At 63.3% G+C, this 21,504-nt stretch carries 23 protein-coding genes, 2 tRNA genes and 2 pseudogenes; 3 read left to right on the top strand and 24 right to left on the bottom strand.

Annotation, left to right across the window (positions count from 1 at the left end):
* Positions 1-8: 8 nt before the first annotated feature.
* Entirely contained in the window at positions 9-326 is a 318-nt protein-coding gene (locus tag L0D18_RS04860; RefSeq protein ID WP_243027711.1) for a cupin domain-containing protein, read from the bottom strand.
* Between the two features lie 56 nt (positions 327-382).
* Between L0D18_RS04860 and L0D18_RS04855 the strand changes: the two genes are divergently transcribed.
* A tRNA-Pro gene (locus L0D18_RS04855) sits at positions 383-459 on the top strand.
* An 86-nt stretch (positions 460-545) separates the two neighbouring features.
* Here L0D18_RS04855 and fba read toward each other — a convergent pair.
* The 7 genes from fba to glpX all read right to left on the bottom strand — a co-directional run bounded on the left by fba (position 546) and on the right by glpX (position 6,908).
* Positions 546-1,469: a class II fructose-1,6-bisphosphate aldolase gene (gene fba / locus L0D18_RS04850; RefSeq protein WP_243027710.1), complete on the bottom strand. Its 924-nt coding sequence runs from the start codon at positions 1,467-1,469 to the stop codon at positions 546-548.
* On the bottom strand, positions 1,450-2,118 hold the full coding sequence (rpe, locus tag L0D18_RS04845) for a ribulose-phosphate 3-epimerase (RefSeq protein WP_243027709.1): 669 nt from the start codon (positions 2,116-2,118) through the stop codon (positions 1,450-1,452). Before rpe ends, fba begins: the two co-directional genes overlap by 20 nt.
* Positions 2,119-2,127: 9 nt before the next feature.
* Complete coding sequence (locus L0D18_RS04840) at positions 2,128-3,075, bottom strand: phosphoribulokinase (protein ID WP_243027708.1); 948 nt, start codon at positions 3,073-3,075, stop codon at positions 2,128-2,130.
* Between the two features lie 7 nt (positions 3,076-3,082).
* Entirely contained in the window at positions 3,083-3,976 is an 894-nt protein-coding gene (gene cbbX / locus L0D18_RS04835; protein ID WP_243027707.1) for a CbbX protein, read from the bottom strand.
* Positions 3,977-4,040: 64 nt separating this feature from the next.
* A complete protein-coding gene (locus tag L0D18_RS04830) occupies positions 4,041-4,466 on the bottom strand; it encodes a ribulose bisphosphate carboxylase small subunit (protein ID WP_243027705.1) in 426 nt (141 codons plus the stop codon).
* 18 nt (positions 4,467-4,484) lie between these two features.
* Entirely contained in the window at positions 4,485-5,924 is a 1,440-nt protein-coding gene (locus tag L0D18_RS04825) for a ribulose-bisphosphate carboxylase large subunit (RefSeq protein WP_243027703.1), read from the bottom strand.
* Positions 5,925-5,933: 9 nt separating this feature from the next.
* Positions 5,934-6,908 (bottom strand): class II fructose-bisphosphatase, encoded by a 975-nt coding sequence (gene glpX / locus L0D18_RS04820; protein ID WP_243027701.1) that lies wholly within the window; start codon positions 6,906-6,908, stop codon positions 5,934-5,936.
* Between the two features lie 151 nt (positions 6,909-7,059).
* Between glpX and L0D18_RS04815 the strand changes: the two genes are divergently transcribed.
* Positions 7,060-7,965 (top strand): LysR family transcriptional regulator, encoded by a 906-nt coding sequence (locus tag L0D18_RS04815; RefSeq protein WP_243027699.1) that lies wholly within the window; start codon positions 7,060-7,062, stop codon positions 7,963-7,965.
* Here the strand turns inward: L0D18_RS04815 and L0D18_RS04810 are convergent.
* From L0D18_RS04810 to tkt, 9 genes are read right to left on the bottom strand one after another with little or no spacing between them, the layout of a single operon-like run.
* Positions 7,943-8,383, bottom strand: a complete 441-nt coding sequence (locus tag L0D18_RS04810; protein ID WP_243027698.1) for a phosphate-starvation-inducible PsiE family protein — start codon at positions 8,381-8,383, stop codon at positions 7,943-7,945. The two genes, L0D18_RS04815 and L0D18_RS04810, sit on opposite strands and share 23 nt — an antisense overlap.
* A gap of 4 nt (positions 8,384-8,387) precedes the next feature.
* Entirely contained in the window at positions 8,388-8,657 is a 270-nt protein-coding gene (locus L0D18_RS04805) for a hypothetical protein (RefSeq protein WP_243027697.1), read from the bottom strand.
* A gap of 9 nt (positions 8,658-8,666) precedes the next feature.
* Entirely contained in the window at positions 8,667-8,939 is a 273-nt protein-coding gene (locus L0D18_RS04800) for an annexin VII (protein ID WP_243027696.1), read from the bottom strand.
* Positions 8,927-9,235 (bottom strand): Dabb family protein, encoded by a 309-nt coding sequence (locus L0D18_RS04795; protein WP_279232183.1) that lies wholly within the window; start codon positions 9,233-9,235, stop codon positions 8,927-8,929. The genes L0D18_RS04800 and L0D18_RS04795 overlap by 13 nt, the downstream gene beginning before the upstream one ends.
* Positions 9,220-9,828: an HAD-IA family hydrolase gene (locus L0D18_RS11890; RefSeq protein ID WP_279232182.1), complete on the bottom strand. Its 609-nt coding sequence runs from the start codon at positions 9,826-9,828 to the stop codon at positions 9,220-9,222. Before L0D18_RS11890 ends, L0D18_RS04795 begins: the two co-directional genes overlap by 16 nt.
* Positions 9,711-9,974, bottom strand: coding sequence for an HAD hydrolase-like protein (locus L0D18_RS11960; RefSeq protein ID WP_341474585.1), 264 nt, complete (start codon positions 9,972-9,974; stop codon positions 9,711-9,713). Before L0D18_RS11960 ends, L0D18_RS11890 begins: the two co-directional genes overlap by 118 nt.
* Complete coding sequence (locus L0D18_RS04785; RefSeq protein ID WP_243027694.1) at positions 9,959-10,768, bottom strand: class II fructose-bisphosphate aldolase; 810 nt, start codon at positions 10,766-10,768, stop codon at positions 9,959-9,961. The genes L0D18_RS11960 and L0D18_RS04785 overlap by 16 nt, the downstream gene beginning before the upstream one ends.
* Positions 10,710-11,465: a 2-phosphosulfolactate phosphatase gene (locus L0D18_RS04780; RefSeq protein ID WP_243027692.1), complete on the bottom strand. Its 756-nt coding sequence runs from the start codon at positions 11,463-11,465 to the stop codon at positions 10,710-10,712. Before L0D18_RS04780 ends, L0D18_RS04785 begins: the two co-directional genes overlap by 59 nt.
* Complete coding sequence (tkt, locus tag L0D18_RS04775; protein ID WP_243027690.1) at positions 11,462-13,417, bottom strand: transketolase; 1,956 nt, start codon at positions 13,415-13,417, stop codon at positions 11,462-11,464. Before tkt ends, L0D18_RS04780 begins: the two co-directional genes overlap by 4 nt.
* Before the next feature lie 399 nt (positions 13,418-13,816).
* Here tkt and L0D18_RS04770 point away from each other — a divergent pair.
* A tRNA-Arg gene (locus L0D18_RS04770) sits at positions 13,817-13,893 on the top strand.
* A gap of 47 nt (positions 13,894-13,940) precedes the next feature.
* Here L0D18_RS04770 and L0D18_RS04765 read toward each other — a convergent pair.
* The 7 genes and pseudogenes from L0D18_RS04765 to proS all read right to left on the bottom strand — a co-directional run bounded on the left by L0D18_RS04765 (position 13,941) and on the right by proS (position 21,464).
* Positions 13,941-15,503, bottom strand: a complete 1,563-nt coding sequence (locus L0D18_RS04765; protein ID WP_243027688.1) for a DEAD/DEAH box helicase — start codon at positions 15,501-15,503, stop codon at positions 13,941-13,943.
* Positions 15,504-15,580: 77 nt separating this feature from the next.
* Positions 15,581-16,795, bottom strand: coding sequence for a molybdopterin molybdotransferase MoeA (locus tag L0D18_RS04760; protein ID WP_243027686.1), 1,215 nt, complete (start codon positions 16,793-16,795; stop codon positions 15,581-15,583).
* 29 nt (positions 16,796-16,824) lie between these two features.
* Positions 16,825-17,301 (bottom strand): annotated as a pseudogene (locus L0D18_RS04755) (MFS transporter); the annotation flags it as partial.
* A gap of 14 nt (positions 17,302-17,315) precedes the next feature.
* Positions 17,316-18,554: an RNA-guided endonuclease InsQ/TnpB family protein gene (locus L0D18_RS04750; RefSeq protein WP_243027684.1), complete on the bottom strand. Its 1,239-nt coding sequence runs from the start codon at positions 18,552-18,554 to the stop codon at positions 17,316-17,318.
* 87 nt (positions 18,555-18,641) lie between these two features.
* A pseudogene (locus L0D18_RS04745) lies at positions 18,642-19,319 on the bottom strand (MFS transporter); the annotation flags it as partial.
* A 45-nt stretch (positions 19,320-19,364) separates the two neighbouring features.
* Entirely contained in the window at positions 19,365-20,021 is a 657-nt protein-coding gene (gene nth / locus L0D18_RS04740; RefSeq protein ID WP_243027682.1) for an endonuclease III, read from the bottom strand.
* A 9-nt stretch (positions 20,022-20,030) separates the two neighbouring features.
* Positions 20,031-21,464, bottom strand: coding sequence for a proline--tRNA ligase (proS, locus tag L0D18_RS04735; protein ID WP_243027681.1), 1,434 nt, complete (start codon positions 21,462-21,464; stop codon positions 20,031-20,033).
* Between the last annotated feature and the right edge of the window lie 40 nt (positions 21,465-21,504).

Raw genomic sequence — 21,504 nt, 5'->3', positions numbered from 1 at the left:
GTGAAAACCTAAGGCCTAGGGGCCATCACCACCAGGAGGAGGGCGGGGTTTGCCGACTCGTTGCGCACGCCATGGGCCTCCCCTGAGCGAGCGATGGCCGCCATCCCTGGGGCCAAAAGGGCCTCCTCCTCCCCGATGCGTACCACCACCTCCCCTTCCAACACGTAGTAGATCTTATCGGAACCCTCATGGGCGTGGGCTTTTTGCGCCTGGCCAGGAAGGAGGGCGTAAAGGTCAAAGAAGAGCTTTTCGGACTCAAAAACCGGGATTTTGGCCATTTTCTCCGGGTTATAGCGCACAAGGCTCTTTAGGTCCTTAATCTCCATGGCTAGAGTCTACTTGACGAAAGCCCAAGCGGGGCACTACACTAACCTTTGCGCGCCGGGGAGTAGCGCAGCCTGGTAGCGCACACGCTTGGGGTGCGTGTGGTCGTCGGTTCAAATCCGGCCTCCCCGACCAAAAGCCCCCCGCCCAAACGGGCGGGGGGTTGTCTTTGGCTGGCGCGGCCCGGGGTTTCCACCCTGGCCGTGCCAGGGTGGGGTGGGTTATGCCCGGCCCACCGTGCCCATCAGCTCAAACTTTTCCCGGATCACCTGCTTCAGGTAGTCCCGGCCTTTGCCGATGATCTTGCGGGGGTCAAACTCCTTGGGATTGCCCACCACCACTTCCCGGATCCCCAGGGTCATGGCCAGGCGCAGGTCGGTGTCAATGTTGATCTTGGAAATGCCGTTGGGAATGGCCTTCTTGATATCCTCGTCGTGGATGCCCGTAGCCTCCTTGAGTTCCGCCCCCGTGGCCAAAAGCTTCTCCTTAAGCCAGGTGGGCACCCCGCTGGCCCCGTGGAGCACCAAGGGGATGGAAACCCGCTTGCTGATCTCCTCGAGGCGCTTGTGGTCAATGTAGGGCCGGCCCTTTCCCTTGTAGGCCCCGTGGCTGGTGCCGATGGCGATGGCCAGGTAATCAATGCCTGTTTCCGCCACAAAGCGCTCCGCTTCCTCAGGATCCGTGAGGAACGCCTCGGCCGCGGAAACCTGGATGTTATCCTCAATGCCCTGAAGCCGCCCCAGCTCCGCCTCCACGCTCACCCCCACCGCATGGGCGGCTTCCACCACCTTTTTGGTCTCGGCCACGTTCTCCTCAAAGGGGTGGTGGCTGGCATCAATCATCACGCTGGTGAAGCCCGCCCTCAGGGCCTGCATCACCATCTTGAAGTCGGCCCCGTGGTCCAGGTGCAGGACCACGGGCACCTTGGTGCGGCTGGCCATATCCTTCACCAGGTTGGCCAGGTTCTCCATTCCGGCGTACTTCCGGGCCCCGTCGGAAACCTGAATGAAGACGGGAGCCCGTAGTTCATCGGCTACCTCCAGGATAGCCTGGGTGATCTCCAGGTTATTGGTGTTGAAACTAGGAACCGCATAGCCTTCCCGCCGCGCCTTATCCAGAACCTCTTTACCGATCGCCAAGGGCATACAGCACCTCCTTTAGCTCCTTTAGGTTATCAGCCACGGGCCGCTTGTTGAAAAGGGCGCTTCCCGCCACGGCCACGTCCGCGCCCGCCCGGTACACCTCGGCCACGGTTTCCCGGTTCACCCCCCCATCCACCTCCAACAAGCAGGCCGGGTTCAGCCGGTCCCGCATGGCCTTGAGGCGGCGAAGCCTCTCGGTGGCGGTGGGGATGTACTTCTGCCCTCCAAACCCCGGGTTCACGCTCATGAGCAGGGCCAGGTCCAGCTCAGGCAAAAGGGGCTCAAAGGCCTCCAGGGGGGTGGCGGGGTTGATGGCGAGCCCCGCCTTTTTCCCCAGCTCCTTCACCTTCTGCACCGCCCGATGGGCATGGGGGGTAGCCTCAACGTGCACGGTGATGACGTCAGCCCCGGCGCGGGCAAAGTCCTCCAGGTACCTCTCGGGCTGCACGATCATGAGGTGCACATCCAGGGGCAAGGAGGTGACCCGCCGCACCGCCTCCACCAGAAGGGGCCCGAAGGTAAGGTTGGGGACGAACACCCCATCCATCACGTCCAGGTGGATCCAGTCCACCCCCGCCGCCTCGGCTTCCTGGATTTGTTCCTTGAGCCTCGCTAGGTCCGCGGTGAGAATGGAGGGCGCAAACTTCAGCATCCTTTCCCCCTAGGCCACCCGCAGGTGCCCCCGCTCAATGGCCAGCTCCCGCATCTTAACCAGGTAGTAGGCAATGACCAACTGGGTTAAAGCCAAGGGATAGCTTTGCCCCGCCTTGTCCAGGAAGGTACCCACCAAGCTGGGGTCAAAGTGCTCCACGTGGTGGCCCAGGTGGTCCCAGATGATGCGTTCAAAGGCCAGGGCCCGCTCAGGGGGAATGTTGCCGGTGATATCCAGGATATCCGCCTCCTTGCGGGTCTCCAAGCGGATGGGCGCCTCGTCCTCGTAGGCGGTATGGAGCACCTCGGAAAGGTCCAGCCGGGGCAGGGTGTGCTTTAGGGCGATGCGCACGTTCAGGGTGCTGGGGTTTTCGGGGTTGTAGCCAGGGGGGCGGTAGAAGCGCACCACGAGGTCCGCGTGCTCCTTCTGGGGCCAGATGAAGGCCCGGGAGTCGGGCATGCGCCTCTCAATGTCGGCGATGACCTCCTCCGGGGTGTAGCCCCGCTTGGCCACATCCCGCTTTACCTTCCACTCCCGCCTCAACTCCTCCTCGGGGTCCAGGTAGACGGTGAGGTGGTAACGGCTCCGGAGAGCCGGGGAAAAGAGGGTGAGGAGCCCCTCGAGGATCACCACCCGCGGCACGAGCCGCCCCTCCTCCTCCACCGCCCGGGGGGCGGGAATATAGACCGGGGGATCAAAGGTGCCCGTGGAGTGGTTGTACACGGGCTTCAGGATGGGCTCCCCCTCGGAAAGAAGCCTAACGTGCTGCTCCATGATGTCCATGTAGTTGCACTCGGGGTTCAAGGGGGTGATGCCCAGCTCCTTGCGCTGCTTGCGGTCGTACTTGTGGTAGTCGTCCACGCAGATGTTGGTGGTGCGCTCCTCTCCCAAAAGCCGGGCAATCCCTGCGGAGATGGTGGTCTTCCCCGCCCCCGAGTCTCCGGCAATGCCTAGCATAAAAGGCCTATGGGGCATCTTCTTCCTCCTTCTCCTCCTTAAAGACCGAGCTGGCGTAGATATCGTCGGCGGTGATGGTCATGAGTTCCTCTGGGGTCACCGGCCCCGCCTTCTGGTAAAGCCGGTAGGCCTGCCTAAGCTTGAAGCGGTCCAGGGCGTTGCGCACGCTACGGGCGTAGGCGAAGTTGGGAAGCTGCATGCGCCTTTCCAGGTACTCCAGGAAAGCCCTTTCCGCCTCCTGGGTGAAACGGTAGCCCTGCTTTTCCAGCATGAGCTTGCCGATCTGGAAGAGCTCCTCGGCGCTATAGGGGGGAAACTCAATGTGGTGGGCGATGCGGGAGCGCATCCCCGGGTTCAAAGCGAAGAACTCCTCCATGCGGTCCTTGTAGCCAGCCAGGATCACCACCAGGTCCTCCCGCTGGTTCTCCATCACCTGGAGGAGGATCTCTATGGTTTCCTGGCCGTAGTCCCGCTCGTTCTCCGCCCGGTAAAGGCTGTAGGCCTCATCAATGAAGAGCACTCCCCCCATGGCCCGCTTCAGGACCTCCTTGGTCTTGGGGGCGGTGTGGCCGATGTACTGGCCCACCAGGTCGTCGCGGCTGGCCACCACCAGGTGGTCGCGGCGGATGTAGCCCAACTTGTGGAGGATGGTGGCCATCCGCATGGCCACGGTGGTCTTGCCTGTACCCGGGGGGCCCACGAAGGCCATGTGCAAGGTGGGGCGGTCGGCGGTAAGCCCCAGCTCCCGGCGGAGCTTGTCCACGGAGAGGTAGGCAGCAATCTCCCGGATGCGCTGTTTTACCGGCTTAAGACCGATCAGCTCCCGATCCAGGGTTTCCAGAACCGCCTCGATCTCGGGGTTTTTCACCACCGCGAGGTTTGGGCTTTGCGCATCCAGCATGGGCCTCCTTTGGGTCTTTCCAAGGGGTCCTGGCGCTGTCCAGGACCCCTTGGAAGCTACCGGGTTAGTCCGAGTAACGCTCGCCTTCCGGCCTCATGGTGGCGTAGGCCTCCAAGGTGTAGCGAAGCCGGCGGCCATCCGAGTAAAGCTGCCGGTGCAGGCGGAAACCGGGCTCCTTCTTGGGGCGGTGGGCGATGAAGGACACCCTTTGCGCCTGCCACATGGGAGAGGGGTCGTAGCCGTTGATCTTGATGTAGTGGTTGGGGAAGGCCTCGCGGCACTTCTGGAACTCGTACATGGCCGCCGCCGGGTCCTCCAGGTCAAACATGGGCAGGCCCCACATGTTCCAGTAGACGTTGTAGGGGCTGGGGTCATCGGTGTACTCAATGGAAACCGCCCAACCGTTTTTGATGATGTACTCAATCTGGGCCCGGATTTCCTCGTCCGTGAGATCGGGCAGATAAGAAAAGGTCCCTTGGGTGATCCGCATCTTTCTCAGCTCCTTTCCTTAGTTGCTGGGAGTAGGCACCACATCCGGGGTGTCGGTGGAGGCGAAGTCAAAGGTAACGCTACCCCAGGTCTCCAGGGCCGCCGCCAACGCCGGGGAGTGCTGGGCCGCCTTCTTGAGGATCTCGGGGCCCTCCGCCAGGATGTCCCGGCCCTCGTTGCGGGCCTTGACCATGGCCTCGAGGGCCACCCGGTTGGCCGTAGCTCCCGCCTGAATACCCATGGGGTGGCCGAAGGTGCCGCCACCAAACTGGAGCACCACATCGTCCCCAAAGAGGGAGAGGAGAAGGTGCATCTGGCCAGCGTGGATGCCACCGGAAGCCACGGGCATGACCGGCGCCAAGTAGCCCCAGTCCTGGTCAAAGTAGATGCCCTTCACAGGGTCCGCCTTCACGTACTGCTCCCTGAGGATGTCGTAGTAGCCCCGTACCAGGTTGGGGTCCCCCTCCAGCTTGCCCACCGCGGTGCCGGCGTGCAGGTGGTCCACCCCCAACATGCGGAGCCACTTGGCCACCACCCGGAAGTTCACCCCGTGGTTCTTCTGGCGGGTAAAGGTGGAGTGGCTGGCCCGGTGCATGTGCAGGAGCATGCCGTTTTTGTGGCACCAGTTGGAAACGGACTGCAAAGCGGTGTAGCCCATGGTAAGGTCCACCATGACAACGATGGCGCCGATCTCTTTGGCAAACTCCAAGCGCTCGTAGACCTGCTCCATGGTGGCGGCGGTCACGTTCATGTAGTGGCCCTTGCGTTCCCCCGTGACCTGCTCCGCCTTCATCACCGCCTCCTGGGCGTAGAGGAAACGGTCCCGCCAGCGCTGGAAGGGCTGGGAGTTGGTGTTCTCGTCATCCTTGGTGAAGTCCAAGCCTCCCGCCAAGGCCTCGTAAACCACCCGGCCGTAGTTCTTGCCGGAAAGGCCCAACTTGGGCTTCACCGTGGCCCCAAGAAGGGGACGGCCATACTTGTTCAGCATGTCCCGCTCCACGGGAATGCCGTGCGGAGGCCCCATGAAGGTCTTAAGGTAGGCCACGGGGATGCGGAGGTCCTCGAGGCGGAGAGCCTTAAGGGCCTTGAATCCGAAGACGTTCCCGATGATGGAGGAGGTCATGTTGGCGATGGACCCCTCCTCAAAGAGGGCCAGGTCGTAAGCTATCCAGGCAAAGAACTGCTCCGGGTTCCCCGGCACCGGCTCCACCCGGAAGGCTTTGGCCTGGTACCGGTCCAAACTGGTTAGGCGGTCGGTCCAGACCACCGTCCAGGTGGCGGTGGAGGACTCTCCAGCCACCGCCGCCGCCGCCTCCTCGGGCTCGATGCCCGGTTGCGGGGTGACGCGGAAAAGGGCGATGGTATCGGTATCTTTGGGCTCATAGTCGGGCTGCCAGTAGCCCATCTGTTTGTACTCCACCACCCCGCCCTTCTTGTAAATGGCCTTTTTATCCGTCATGCTCCCCTCCTAATAGGCCACGGGGCTGATGCCCCGAAGCTTCCCTAACTGGTGCCACGCTTCCACCTTCCTCAAGGTACGGGTGGCCCCGCGGATCACCAGGCTTTCGGTCCAAGCCCGGCTCTCCCCATACCGTACCCCTCGGAGGAAGGGGCCATCGGTGATGCCGGTGGCAGCAAAGTGGGTGTCTTCGGCGGCGCAGAGCTCCTCGAGGGTATAGACCCGATCCAGGTCATACCCGGCATGCACCACGTTCCAACGTTCCTCCTCGCTCTGGGGGTCCAGGCGCATCTGCATCCCTCCTCCGAGGGCCCGCACCGCCACGGCGGCGATAACCCCTTCCGGCGTACCCCCGGTCCCCATGAGGACATCTATGCCGGTGTCGGGCAAGACCGCGGCCAGGGCCCCACCCACATCCCCATCGGTCTGCAGGCTGATCCGGGCCCCCGCCATGCGGATTTCCTCAATGAGCCGCCCGTGGCGGGGCTTGTCCAGGACAAAGACTGTGAGCTCCCGCACCTCCTTCTTTAGGGCACGGGCGATCTCCTTGAGGTTGTCGGCCACCGAGGCCTTCAGGTCAATGGCCTCTTTGGCCTCAGGGCCCACCACCAGCTTGGCGGCATAGAAGGCCGGGCCCGGATTGAAGAGGGTGCCTTCCGGGGCAGCGGCGATCACGCTGATGGCCCCCGGGCGGCCCAGGGCCAGAAGCCTCGTTCCCTCCACGGGGTCCACCGCCAGGTCCCAAAGGGGACCCTCCCCTTGGCCCAGGACCTCCCCGTTATAGAGCATGGGGGCCTTATCCTTCTCCCCTTCCCCGATCACCACCCGGCCGCGGAAATCCAGGCTGTTCAGGAGAAGGCGCATGGCCTCCACCGCCGCCTGGTCCCCTCCTTCCTTATCCCCCCGGCCCACGAAGCGGGCCGAGGCCAAGGCCGCAGCCTCCGTAGCCCGCATCAGGTCCAGGCCTAGGTTGCGTGTGGGCATAGCCATGCCCTTACCTTAGGGGGGGCGTTTGATTACTGCAATCATATGTTTTGACGCACGCCATAAGCATACAACCATATAAGGAACTGCTAAACTGAGTGACCAATGTTCCCTTATTGTCATTATGTATCTTTGGTGATACCATAAGAAAATGTTGATAACTAAGAACGCTAAACTGCCCAACCCCGCTGCATTACGGGTCTTCGTGACGGTGGTGGAGGAAGGAGGCGTGGGCCGGGCGGCTTTGGCCTTGGGCATCACGCAGCCTGCGGTAAGCCAGTACCTGCGAAGCCTGGAGGAGCAGGTAGGCCACCCCCTTTTTGAGCGCCAGGGCCGGCACCTGGTCCTTTCCCGGGTAGGGGAGGCCCTCTTGCCCGAGGCCCGGCGGGTGGTCCAGGCCCTGGAGGAGTTTCAGCGGGTCTCCCAGGCCATGGGCCGGCTGGAGCTGGGGGAGGTCACCTTGGGAGCCGCCACCACCATGGCCACCTACGTCCTCCCCCTGTTCCTAAAGGACTTCCACGAGGCCCATCCGGGAGTACGGATCCACGTGGAAAGCGGCTCCTCCGAACGCCTGGCGGAACGCCTGCGCATGGGGGAGGTGGAGTTCGCCATTTTAGAAGGCGTGGAGCACTGGGAAGGGTATGAGCGCCATCTCTTCTACGAGGACGAGCTGGTCCTCATCGTGCCTCCCGACCACCCTTGGGCCGGGCGGGATACCATACCCCCGGAGTGGCTCATGGAGGAAACCCTTATCGTGCGGAAGCCCGGCTCCATGACCTGGCGGGCCCTGGAGCGGGCCTTTGAACAGGTGGGCCTGGAACTTAACCCCATCTTCTACACCGACAACAACGAGGTGACCAAGCGCCTGGTGCTGGCCGGAGCCGGGGTGGGTATTGTGAGCCGGGTGGTGGTTCAACCCAACCTAAAGGTGGGGAACCTGCGCGCCTTAAGGCTATCCGAGCCCGTGGGGGAGATCCGCCGCTACTTCTGGCTGGTGCACCCCAAGAGCGTGGCCAACCCCGCAGCCCAAGCCCTCATCGCCCTGCTTCGCTCCTAACCAGGCGCATGGCTAGGGCAAGGGCCACCACCATGAGGGAAAGAAGCCCTAGCTCCGCCAGCACCGCCATGAAGGCCGGGTCCGCCAGGTCAAACTTCTCCACCGCCTCTGCGGTGAGGACCAGGATGCGGCGGATGGCGGCGATGAGGCCGATGACCAGAAAGGGGGTGGCCTCGAGGGTCCCCTCCTTGGCAAAGCGGAGCAGGGTGTAGAGGATCTCCGCCAACATCAAGGCCAGGAGTACCCGGTCCAAAAGGGCTAGGGCCACCTCCCCATAGTCCCCCTCCATGAGGTGGCGAACCCCCTCCACCAGGGTGGAAAGGAGGAGCACCGCCGCCCCAGCCGCGATCAGGAAGCCGGCGAAGAGATAGATGACGGTTTCCGTAACCTGGAGGACCCGGTAGGCATCCCGCTTCATGGGTCTAGTCTACGTCGTTGAGGTAGGTAAACTCCCCCTGTTCCTCCAAGAACTTCTGCATCTCGTAAGGGGAGCGGATACCCTCCTCCGTGGGCAAGGGTCCTTCCATCCAGTGGGGCAGGGCTTCGGGGGGTGGAGCCTGGAAGCCATAGAGGTAGTAGAGGGCCCAGTACCCGTGGGCGTCCTTGAGGATCACCGCATCCCCGTAGCCGTCCTCCAGCACCTTAACCGCCTGCTTCCTGGCCTCCTGGTAGGGCATCTCGGAGTAGTCCATACCCACCTCCTACTTGGACTCGTTGATGAAGAGCGTATACCCATTATCCTCCAACCAGCGGGCTTGGTCGTAGGGGTCGCGGAACCCCTCGGGGGAGGGCCTAGGTCCTTCCACCCAGTCGGGGGTTTCCTCGGGGTCGGGGGCCTTGCGCCCGTACCAGCTGTAGAAGTAGTAGAGGGCGTAGTACCCCCCCTCCCCCTCTACCACCAAACCCTCCCCCAGCCCGTCCACCAAAATCTTAAGGGCCTTGCGCTCCGCCTCCTGGTGGGTTAGGTGCCGCATGGTACCTCCGTCATCACCAGGTAGTCGGTGGTGATCCGGTCCTTGGCCATGGGGCGGAAGACCCGGTTGGCGAACTCCACGTGCAGGGGATGGTCCCGGTAGAACTCCACCACCTCCGGCCCCTCAAAGAGGACCGAAAGCCAGTAGCGGTAGCGGGCCTCCGGGGAAAGGGCCTCCCCATAGCGTAGGCCGCAGACCCCAGGAATCTGCAGCAGGACCTCCCGCGCCTGCTGCACCATGCGGCGCACCTCCTCTGGGCTGGCCTCAGTGTTAAACACGATCAAGTGCTCCACCATCTCCGTACCTCCTCCAGATAACCCAGATCCACCACCACCCGCTCCCTGGCCCTCGGCCCTTGGAGCACCGGGGCCGGATCCCCAGGCTCCCCCAGGTGAGGAAGGAGGGCCTCGGCCTCCCGGTAGTCCTGGTCCAGGGTATAGAGGCTAGGGGTGATGAGGACCGGAAAACCTGCCCCCTTGGCGCTTAGGAGGCCGTTTCGGGAATCCTCCACCACTAGGGCCTCCTCAGGGGCCAAACCCAGCCGCTCCTGGGCCAGGAGGTAAATGCTCGGGTCGGGCTTTTTCCTGGGGACCACATCCCCCGCCAGGACCAGGTCAAACCAGCCCAAAAGCCCCGTACCCTCCAAGAAGGCCTCCGCGTTTTCCGGGCTGGTGGTGGTGCAAAGGCCCAAGGCTACCCCCGCCTCCCGGGCTTCGCCAAGGAGCCGGCGCACTCCAGGCCGAAGCGTGACCCCTTCCTCCCGCAAAAGCTTTAGGTAAAGGTCCGTCTTGTACCGGTGGACCTCGGCGATCTCCTCCCAGGTGAGGTTGGGCGCTCCAGGGGTTTCCTCCAAGGCCCGCTTAAGGCGCTCCTTGCCCCCCTGGTCCAAAGGAGGCGGGCGTAGGTCTCCTGGTCCCAGTAAAGGGGAAGGCCGAAGTGGGCAAAGGCCCGGTTAAAGGCCTCGCGGTGAAGCTCCTCGGTTTCGGCCAAGGTGCCATCCAAGTCCCAAAGAAGGGCTTTCAGCTTCCCCACCATAGGCGCATCCTCGCCATGGCCAAATCCCTGAGGCCCTCCTTCATGCCCGCTACCAGGCCCAAATAGTCCTCCGCCTCCACCTTCTTGAGAAGGGAGGCCGCCTCGATGGCCAGGTCGGCATACAGGTTGATCTTGCGGATCCCCCGGTCCACCAAGGCCCGGTACTCCTCCGGCCTTAGGCCCGAGGCCCCGTGCAGGACCAGGGGAACGGGTAGCTGGCCTAACTCCTCCAAAAGGGGCAAGTTGAGGCGCACCGGCCCTTTGTGGAGGCCGTGGCGGGTGCCGATGCTCACCGCCAAAGCGTCCACGCGGGTTTCCGCCAAGTAGCGCCTGGCCTCCAGGGGGTCGGTGTAGGCCACGGGCTCGTGGGAAACTTCCCCCCCGTAGCTTCCCGGCACCGCCCCCACCTCCCCCTCCACCGTGGCCCCATAGGCCCGGGCCACCTCCACCGCCAGGCGGGTCAGGCGAATGTTCTCCTCCAGGGGAAGGTGGCTTCCATCCAGCATCACGCTGGTGAAGCCCAGCTTTAGGGCCCGCACCACCTCCTGAAGGCTCTCCCCGTGGTCCAGGTGCAGGGCCACGGGCACCTTGGCCCCATCGGCCAGATGGACAAGCCCTGGGGCTAAGGCCTCCAAGGGCGGCCCCCCGAGATGCGGAGCCACGCTTAGGATTACGGGAAGGCCTAAGGTTTCCGCTCCCTCCAGGATGGCCTCGGCCCACTCCAGGCCCACCACGTCAAAGGCCCCCACCGCCCGGCCCTTCTCCGGCAAAACCTCCCGCAAAGTGGCCAGCATCCCTCCTCCTATAGCCCAAACACCATACCTTCCCCCCGCATCCCCAAGAAGCGGGGGACCACCCCATGGGCATCCACCCGAGCGCACTCCGCCACATCCTCCCCAAGCCCCACCGCCACCAGGGCCTTGGCCGCCTCGCTGGCAGTGAGCACCGGCAAAGGAGGGTTCTCCGCCAAAAAAGGGCCAGGTGGGCCATCTCCCCTTCCGGGGCAAACCCTAGGGCCTGCAGGCGTCTTCCAATGACCCCAGCCGTGTAAAGGTCATCCAGGGCTATGTTGCCCTCCTTGCCCGCACAGACGATAGCCACTTCCCCACCTGAGCCTGCCGCCACCTCCGCCACCGCCTGGGCGTTTTGCAAGGAACCCAGAAGGATATGCCTGGCCCCTAAGGCCGCATGGGCTGCCCGGGTGCCGTTGGTGGTGGCCATGACCACCGTCTTCCCCGCCACCCCCTCCACCTCCCGGGGGGAGTTGCCCAAGTCAAACCCCTCTGGGGGAAGCCCACCCACCTCCCCGGCCAGGATCTCCCCATCCTGGCGAAGACTGCGGGCCACCTCCACCCCCGGAGCCAGGACCAAGGCCTTAGCCCCCGCCCTTAGGTAAAGGGCGGCGGTGGTGGTGGCCCGGATCACGTCCACCACAATGGCCGTGCCCGGATACGAGCCAGGTTGGGGCAAAGGGTCTATCCGAAACTTCACAAGAGCGACTCCAAAGCTTCCGCCACCCGCTCGGGGGTAAAGCCCAGCTTCTCGTAGACCTCAGGGTAAGGGGCGCTGGCCCCAAAGCGGTCCAGGCCCACCACCTTGTGGGCGTAGCGTTCCCAGCCCAAGGTGGCCCCAGCTTCCACGGCCACCGTGGGCAGGCCCGGGGGCAGGACGCTTTGCCGGTAGGCTTCCGGCTGCGCGGCAAAGAGCTCAAAGGAAGGCAGGCTCACCACCCGCACCCGGCGGCCCCTTTCCGCCAAAAGGGCCTTGGCCTTGAGGGCCAAGTGCACCTCGCTTCCCGTGGCCACGATGACCCCCTCGGGGTTCTCCGCATCGTCTACCACATACCCACCCTTTAGAACCCCTTGGGCCTTCTCCGGGGAAAGGAGGGGCACCGCCTGCCGGGTAAGGATGAGGGCCGTGGGTCCTTCCTTGCGCTTTAGGGCCACCTGCCAGGCATAAAAGGTTTCGTAAGCGTCGGCCGGCCGAATCACCCAGAGGTTGGGGATGGCCCTAAGGCTCATGAGGTGTTCCACCGGCTGGTGGGTGGGGCCGTCCTCACCCAGGGCGATGGTGTCGTGGGTGAAAACGAAGACCGTGGGGGTGCCCATGAGGGCCGCCAGGCGAATGGCCGGGCGCATGTAGTCGGAGAAAACTAGGAAAGTGCCCCCATACGCCCTATAGCCCCCATGAAGGTTGAGGCCGTTTAGGATGGCCCCCATGCCGTGCTCCCGCACCCCGTAGTGGATGTAGCGCCCGGTAGGATTTTGCGGGGAGAAATCCGCCATGCCCTGGGCTTGGGTGTTATTGGAAGGGGTAAGGTCGGCGCTACCCCCAAGGAGTTCCGGCATCCGGGGAGCGATGGCGTCCAGGGCCTTGCCGCTTGCGGCCCGGGTGGCCACGGGCTTGTCAAAGGCGGGGGGTTCCTCGGGCAAGGAAGGAAGTTCCCCCTTTAGGCGGCGCACGAGCTCCTGGTGGAGGTCAGGATAGGCCTTTGCGTAGGCTTCCATGAGCCCCTCCCAAGCCTCCTGCCAGGCCCTTCCCTGTTCCCGCATGTCCATGTGCCGGTAGACCTCCTCGGGCACCTCAAAGGGCGGATAGGGCCAGCCCAGGTTCTTGCGGGTGGCTTCCACCGCCTCGAGGCCCAAGGGCTCCCCGTGGGCCTTGTGGGAGTCCTGCTTGGGAGAGCCATAGCCAATGTGGCTGCGAACGGCGATGAGGGAGGGCCTTTCGTCCAGCTGGGCCAGGCGGATGGCGTGACGGAGGGCCTCGAGGTCGTTGGCGTCCTCCACCCGCAGGGTATGCCACCCGTAGGCCCGGTAGCGGGCCAGGACGTCCTCGGTGAAGGCCAGGTCCGTGGAGCCGTCAATGGAAATGTGGTTGTCGTCCCAGAAAACGATGAGCTTGGATAGCTTCCAGGTCCCTGCCAGGGAGCTGGCCTCGCCGGAGATCCCCTCCATCAAGTCCCCATCTGACGCCAAGACATAGGTGTGGTGGTCCACCACCTGGTGCCCTGGGCGGTTGAACTCCGCGGCCAGTTTCCTCTCCGCCAAGGCCATGCCCACAGCGGTGGATATGCCCTGGCCCAAGGGCCCCGTGGTCACCTCCACCCCAGGGGTGTGGCCGTACTCGGGGTGGCCCGGGGTTTTGGAGCCCCACTGGCGGAAGCGCTTGATCTCATCCAGGGAAAGGTCATAGCCCGTGAGGTGCAAAACGGCATACAGGAGCATGGAACCATGGCCCGCGGACAGCACAAAGCGGTCCCGGTTAGGCCAGGTGGGGTTCAGGGGATTGTGGCGCATGACCTCCCGGTACAGGAGATAGGCCAGAGGAGCCATGGCCATGGGCATGCCGGGGTGGCCGCTTTTGGCCTTCTCCACGGCGTCTATGGCCAAAAACCGGATGGCGTTCACCGAAAGGCTGGTGAGGTCCTTGGTCTCGGTCATGTTGCCTCCAGGGTACGCCTCCGTGAAGGAGGGCACAAGCGGAGCCAGGACCCGCTTCTATAAGCTTACTGTTATCCTTCGGTCCGTTGCACTGGGGGATAACTATAAAGCCGCCGGGCCATCCCCACGTGCGTGGGGACTACGCCTTGACCCAGACGGCAAGAATCCCCTCTGACCCCCCTCTAAGTGCGCATAAAGGGGGTACAGTCCACATAAGGCCTTTCAAGGTCCCCGCAGGCTAGCCTATAAGCCCACGCAAAGCCCCAAAGCCTTCGGCGGTGCCTACTCCCCCCACTAGGGGGCAAGGACGTTCCCTTTGCCATCCTTCAAGCCTCAAAGGCCCAGCAGGCACGCCGCTTGCCTTGGCCCAAGAAGGCTGCTAGAATCCTCTAGGTGTGGGCGCCCGTAGCTCAGCAGGATAGAGCGGGGGCTTCCTAAGCCCTAGGCCGGGGGTTCGAATCCCTCCGGGCGCACCAAGAAAGCCCCGCCCCCCTAAGGGGCGGGGCCTTTTCGTATCCGGCCCTCAGGCTCTACCCGGACGGCGGCTCCGGGAAGCGCTCCCCCGACTAGCGCCAGCATAAGCCTCAGGGATAGCCTCCACCCGCTTGGCCCTTTCCAGCTTCACGCCCTGGACCTCGGAAAGCCTCGGTAGGTCCTGGGGGCGGAGGTCCACGTAGAAACCCTCTTCCCCCTGGGCAATCTTACCCACCTCGAGGCCCACCTCCTTAAGGAGGGCCACCAGCCGGGGCAGGGTGAGCCTGGGCCCCGTGGCCTTGAAGGTGAGCCAACCCTCCTCCCCGGTAAGGAGGCTCTTCTCCTTGGGCGCCCCACCCAGAAGAAGCGCCATGAGGGCCGCCACCACCTCCACCCGCCCCTCGGCAAAAAGACGGCTGGCGAAGTCCTGGTACAGCTTGTAGTCCCGTTCCGGCACCCGGGCCAGACGGGCCAGGAGGTGGTGCCATTTGGCCTCGAGGACCTCCTCGGGCGTGGGAGGGTTCACCCGCTTGAAGGTGCGGCCCACCGCCCTTTCCAGCTCGGAAAGCTCCCGCTTTTCCCGAGGCCCATAGAGGATCACCACCTCACCCCCCCGCCCCGCCCGCCCCGTGCGCCCCGAGCGGTGCTGGTAGGTTTCCGGCTTGTCGGGCAGGCGGTAGTGCACCACCAGGTCCACCTCGGGGATGTCCAAGCCCCTGGCCGCCACATCCGTGGCCACCAGCACCTTCACCTCCCCTTCCCGGAAGGCCTTCATGACCCTCTCCCGGTCGCTTTGGGAAAGGTCCCCGTGGATGGCCCGGGCGGCATGGCCCAGGCGGATAAGACCCGTGGCCACCTCCTCGGTCTCGGCCTTAGTGCGGGTGAAAACGATGGCCCGCTTCGGAGCCTTTACAAAAAGGATGTCGGAAAGGAGGCCAAGCCGGTCGTTGGGGGCAGGGATGGCCTCCTCCTGGTAGGTGACCCCCTCCTCCCGCACCACGTTGATGACCACAGGGCTTTTCATGTACCGCTCCGCCAGCTTCCTGGCCCAAGAGGGCAAGGTGGCGGAGAAAAGGAGGGTTTGGCGATCCTTGGGGGTAGCGGCCAAGATGGCCTCCACCTCCTCCTCAAACCCCATGGAAAGCATCTCGTCGGCCTCGTCCAAGACGGCGATCCGCACCTGGGAAAGGTCCAAAACCCCTTGCCTCAAGTAGTCCAGGGCCCGCCCAGGGGTGGCCACCACCACATCGGCCCCCCGGGCCAGCTCCTCCTTTTGCTTCCCGTAGCCCGTGCCCCCGTACACGGTGACCACCTTGAGGTGGGGGGCCACCGCCGCCAGCTCCGAGGCCACCTGCAGGGCCAGCTCCCGGGTGGGGGTGAGCACCAAAGCCCTAGGGGGGCGGCCCCGCTCCTTGGAGGCCTCGAGGGCCTGGGCGATGGGCAGGGCGAAGGCCAGGGTCTTGCCCGTACCCGTGCGGGCCTGGCCGATGAGGTCCTTGCCCTCGAGGGCCAAAGGCAACGCCGCCGCCTGGATGGGGGTGGGGGCGGTGATGCCCCGGCGCAAAAGGGCTTCCTTGATCTCGTCCTTCAGGGGAAAATCTTTGAACTCCATTCTCTCTCACTTCCCGGGCCCCACCCGCGCCCGAAAAGGAGGGGGTAAAGCCCGTAAAACCCTTTAAGTTTAGTGAACTAGAGCACAAAAGTCAAGGGAATGACCTCCACCATCTCCCCCTCCTGGGCATCCTGGCCCGGGGAAAGGGCAACCAAGGCGTTGCCCAAGGCCATGGAGCGCAAGACCCCGCTGGACTGGTTCCCCGTGCTGCGCACCACCAGCTCCCCCTCAAAGGAAAGCACCCCGCGGCGGAAGGCCTTCCTATCCTGGGCTCCCTTAAAGGGGGTGAGGGCCTTGGCCTTCAAGGAGCGGTAGGGAGGGTCGGTGCGGCGCTGGAGCTGGAAGAGGAAGGGCCGGCCGTAGAGGAAGAAGGAAACCATGCTGGAAACCGGGTTTCCCGGAAGCCCCAAGACGGGGATGCCCCGCAGGCGGGCCAGAAGGAGGGGCTTTCCTGGTTGTTGTTGCACCTTCCAGAACACCACCTCCCCCACCTGCTCCAAAACCTTGCGCACCACGTCGTACTCCCCCATGGACACCCCCCCGGAGGTGAGGAGGAGGTCCAAAGGCCCTGCCGCCTCCAGACTTTCCAAAACCTTATCGGGCTGGTCCTCCACCTTGCCCAGGAGCACCGGCTCGCCCCCCGCCTCCTGTACCAGGCCGAGAAGGCTATAGGCGTTGGAGTTGTACACCCCACCAAAGGGCAGGGGTTCTCCCGGCTCCACCACCTCATCCCCCGTGGAAAGGATGCCCACTCGAGGACGCCGGAATACCTTTAGGCGCGGATATCCCATGGCCGCCGCCAGGCCCAGCCTCCCCGGGGTGAGGAGGTCCCCCCGCCGCAGGTACACCTCTCCCCTTTTTAGGTCATCCCCCTGAGGGCGGATGTCCTTAGGGCTCGCGGGAGCCAAGAGGAGCACATATTCCCCCTCCCTATGGGTATCCTCCACCCGGATGACGGCATCCGCTCCCTGGGGAATGGGGGCTCCGGTGTAAACAGCCACCGCCTCCCCTTGGCCAACCCTTCCGGCAAACGGCCTTCCCGCCGGGGATTCCCCGATAACCCGAAGGCGCACAGGGCTTTCCCAGCTGGCCCCCAGGGTATCCTCTCGCCGGCAGGCATAGCCGTCCACGGCGGTATCGTCCTGGTCAGGGTGGTTCACCAAGGAGGCCAAGTCCTGCGCCAAAACCCGGCCATACGCCTCCCTTAGGGGAACCTCCTCCACGGAAAGCTCCCCTTGGGCCTCCCTCAAAACCAGGGTCAAGGCTTCCTCCACGCTAATGCCCGTGCGCATAGGCCCAGTCTAAGACAGACCGCCCCGCTTCAGGAAGTACGTTCCTCATAGGCCCTCCGAAGCCCCCCCAGGGCCCAGGGCCAAAGGGCAATCCCCAGGGCGTACAGGCCCAGGGTGGTGGCGAAGAGGTAGTTGAAGGCCCCAAGGCCCAGGGCCTCCTGCATGGCACCGGAAAGGGCACTGCCCAGGGAAAAGAGCAGGCTCCAAAGGGCCGCTTCCACCAGGAAGAAGCCTGGGCGTTCCCCCTCCTCCAGGTAATCCATCACCAAGGCGGCGTAGACCGGCCCGGCAGCGTTCATAAGGGCCCCGCGGATGAGGAGGGCCAAGGTCACCAGAGGAAGCCAAGAGACCCAGGCCAAAATGGCCAAAAAGGGTAGGGATAGGGCCTGGACAAACACGATGGCCCCCAGCTTCCCCATGCGGCTCACCAAAGGGGGCTGAAGGAGCATGGCCCCTCCCGTAGCCAGGGCGGAAAGGGCAAAGATGAAGCCCGTGGTGCCGTAGGTGACGACTCCCCGCTCTAAAGAGCGAGGCTTCTCGGTTCCGGGTATAGACCCGTAGCCGAAGGCCCCGTCCAGGCCTTAGCCAAGATGTTCACTGCCGCTGCCACGTCACGATGGAGAAGAGTACCACAAGAAGGACATTTAAACTCCCTGACCCACAGGGGCTTCTTCTCCCGGTGACCGCAGACAGGGCAATCTTGGCTTGTGTACTTGGGGTCTACCCCGATGACCCGCCTACCAGCCTCCGCCGCTTTGTAGGCAAGGATTTGGAGAAACTGTCCCCATCCTGCGTCAAGTACCCCTTTGGCAAGGTAGGAACGGGATAAACCGTTTATGTTTAAGTCCTCATGGACAATGGTGCCATAGCGGTTTACAAGCCTCCTGGCAAGCTTGTGGTGGAAGTCTTTTCTCTGATTGGCGATTTTTCGGTGCAGTTTGGCAAGCTGTCTTTTGGCCTTTCTGTAGCGGTTACTACCCCTTTTCTTTCGGGAAAGCTCGCTTTGTACTTTGGCCAGTTTCTCTTGGGTCTTCTGGTAGTAGCGGGGAGCTTCTACCATCTCCCCGTCGGAGGTAACGAGAAAGTGAGGGTTGGTGCCCAAGTCTATCCCAATGGCTTCATGGCTTTCGGGTAGGGGTTTGGGTTCAACCTCACAGACGAAGATGATGTACCAGTCATCCCCTTCCCTCTTTACCGTAGCTGTCTTTATCTTTCCTTCCAAAGGGCGGTGAAGTTTTACCTTCACCGAACCGACACCATGGAGGAAAACCCGTTTGCCGTCCTTCTGAAGTTTGACCCCGGTAACTTCAGCTTGGGGAAAGGTGAAGGAGTCGTAGCGTCCTTTTCCTTTGAAACGTGGATAACCAGCCCTTTGTCCCTTCTTGACCCGCGGGAAGAAACCTTGAAAGGCCCTGTCTACCCTCTTTATCACATCCTGCAGAACTTGGGAATGGACAAGTTTGTACTCTGGAAGGGCGGCTCGTATCTCTGGAAGGTACCTCTTTTGCTCATAGAAACCGATGGTCTTTTGGGCCTTCTTGTAGGCCTCTCTGCGTTCCCGAAGTGCGGCATTGTAAAGCTGACGGCACAAGGAAAGTACCTTTTCCAGGTCTCGCTTTTGGGGTTTGGTGGGGTAGAGACGGTACTTGAAAGCCTTCTTGTGGGTGCTATTCTGTATGTGCATCACCTCCCCATCAGGTGGTGCCAGGTCCAGGGTGGGTGTCACACCGCTGGACCATTTGCTTTTAGCGTAGCACACTGTGGGGGGCTAATGTAGCTTCGCTGACCCATGTATCCCCGGTTTCAAAACCGGGGGATTATAGCCCCCCACATCCTCCCTTTCTCTAAGGCCGAACTTTTCCCGCATATATAGGTTCAAGAAGGGGATCACCAGCCCGGCCCCAAAGCCGATAACCGCCTGGGGCACAAAAAGGCGAAGCCAAAGGCCAAACCGCCCCGAGAGCCTTGGGGGTGTCCCCTGGCCCTCGGGAAGCCCAAGGAGAAAGGGCAGGGCCAGGAGGAAAAAGGGCAGCCCGAAAAGAAGCACCCATCGGGCCCCCACCCATTCGGAAAGGAATCCGGCAAGAAGGGTGGAGAAAAACCCCGAGGCCGTGGTCAAAGCCGCTTGTAGGCTGAAAAGGGAAACCCACCTCTTCGCCGGCACCAACCGGGCCATAAGCGGAGCCCCCGCCCCCTGCACCAAGGCCCCGGCCAAGCCATACCCCGCCAAGGAGGGGAATACCCCAAGGCCAAGCCCCAAAAATAGCCCGCTTCCCATGGCTAAGGCCAAGGCCAAGAGCAGGCTTTTGCGGTAGCCCAGACGGGGGATGAGGTAGGCCAGAGGCAGGGCAAAGACCACCCCCACCAGGAGCAAAAGGGCTTGGGCAAACCCGATGGCCTGGCGGCTATAGCCCAGCGCCTCGAGGTGGAAGTTGAGAAAAAAATAGACCAGATTGGCCCCGAAGGACCACAGGAAACTGGCGAGAACAAGCCGGTACTCTGCTGTACTCAGTACATTCTTCATTACAGACCTCTCCCCGGAAGGGCAAACCTGGGCTACAGCCCCCAACTACCCTTCCTGCCGGCTAGGGCAATGGGCCGCCAAGGGGCAGTCCCCACAGCGAGGCTTCCGGGCCAGGCACACGTACCGCCCGTGGAGCACCAGGGCGTGATGGACGAATACCCAGTCCTTTTTGGGAAACAGGGCCTCGAGGTCCTTGCCAATCCCCTCGGGGCTTTTGGCCTGGGAGAGGCATAGCCTTCTCGCCAAGCGGGCCACGTGGGTGTCCACGGCAATGCCTGGCACGCCAAAAGCCGCCCCCAGAACCACGGTGGCCGTCTTCCAGCCCACCCCGGGTAGCCGCATCAGGGCCCTTTTATCCTTCGGCACCTCCCCTCCATGCTCTTCTAAAAGCTTCCGGGCCAAAGCCACCAGGTTCCTGGCCTTGGTGCGGTAAAGGCCGATGCGCTTTATATAGGGCTCCACCTCTTCCGGCAAAGCCTGGGCCAAGGCCTGGGCGTTGGGAAAGCGGGCAAAGAGGGCTGGGGTGGCCTCGTTGACGCTTTTGTCCGTGGCTTGGGCGGAAAGCACCGTGGCCACCAGGAGCTGAAAAGGGCTATTGTGCTTAAGCTCCGTCTTGGCTCCAGGGTAAGCCTCCTTTAGGGCCTCCAAGATGGCCAAGGCCCGCCTTTTCTTCTCCTTTAGCCCTTCCCTAGGGCACCCCACCCCTTCCCCTCAGTACGCCTTGGCGAAAAACACCCGCTTGCCGTAGGCGCTAGACCGGCCACAACGCACACACACCCCCTCCTCCGCCTCCGCCTCAAAGGGCACGCAACGGGTGGTGGCGGTGGTTTCCTCCTGGATGGCCCTTTCGCAAGCCCGGTCCCCGCAGTGGAAGGCCAGGACAAAGCCCTCCTGCACCGCTTCCTTGAACGCCTCGTAGGTGTCCACCTTGCGGGTGTGGGCCTCCCGGAACTCCAGGGCCCTTTGGTAGAGGGCCTGGTGGAAAGCGTCCAGCTTCTCGGGTAGCACGGCGGGAAGAACCTCTAGGGAAAGGCGCTCTTTGCCGCCCAAGCGGCTGGCCAATACCGCCTCGCCCGCCTCGAGGTCCTTGGGCCCAAGCTCCACGCGGAAGGGCACCCCTTTGAGTTCCCACTCGTGGAACTTGTAACCCGGGGTGTACTGATCCCGGTCGTCCAAGTGCACGCGAAGCCCCGCCGCCAAAAGGCGCCGCTTCAGCGCAAAGGCCGCCTCCAGGACCCTCTCCCGGCTTTCCTCCCGGTAGATGGGCACGATCACCACCTGGATGGGGGCCAGGCGGGGGGGCAGGATGAGGCCTTGATCGTCCCCATGGGTCATGATGATGGCCCCGATGAAGCGCCAGGAAAGCCCCCAGCTGGTGGTGTGCACGTACTTCACCTGGAGGTCCTTGTCCTGGAACTTGATGTCAAAGGCCCGGGCGAAGTTCTCCCCCAGGTAGTGGCTGGTACCCGACTGCAGGGCCCGGCCGTCCCGCATGAGGGCCTCAATGGTGGTGGTGTAGACCGCCCCAGCAAACTTTTCCTTCTCCGTCTTCATCCCCTCCACCACCGGGATGGCGGCGTACTCCCGGGCCAGCTTGGCGTAGATGGCAAGCATCCGGCGCACCTCTTCCTCCGCCTCCTCCCGGGTGGCGTGGGCGGTGTGTCCCTCCTGCCACAAGAACTCGCTGGTGCGCAAGAAGGGCCTGGTGCGAAGCTCCCAGCGCACCACGTTGCCCCACTGGTTGAGAAGCTGGGGAAGGTCGCGGTAGCTTTTGATCCACTTGGACCACATGTAGCCGATCACGGTCTCCGAAGTGGGGCGCACGGCTAAAGGCTCCTCCAGCTCCTCGCCCCCCGCATGGGTGACCACGGCCAGCTCCGGGGAGAAACCCTCCACGTGCTCGGCCTCCTTTTGCAGGAAGCTCATGGGGATGAAGAGGGGGAAGTAGGCGTTTTGGTGACCGGTTTCCTTAAACATGCGGTCTAGGACCCCCTGGATGTTTTCCCAAAGGGCATACCCATAGGGACGCACCACGATGGTGCCCCGTACCGGGCCATAATCGGCAAGCTCCGCCTTTTGGATGACCTCGAGGTACCATTCGCTGAAATCCTGGCTTTGCGGCGTAAGACCCTTCTCCTTCGCCATACCCGTTCATCTTACTTGCCTGATCTTGGCTAGGGGAATA

It is taken from the genome of Thermus albus, from assembly GCF_022760855.1.
Taxonomy (GTDB): Bacteria; Deinococcota; Deinococci; order Deinococcales; family Thermaceae; genus Thermus; species Thermus albus.
Note: the sequence above shows the minus strand (reverse complement) of the source record. Positions and strands in the feature narration are given on the sequence as shown.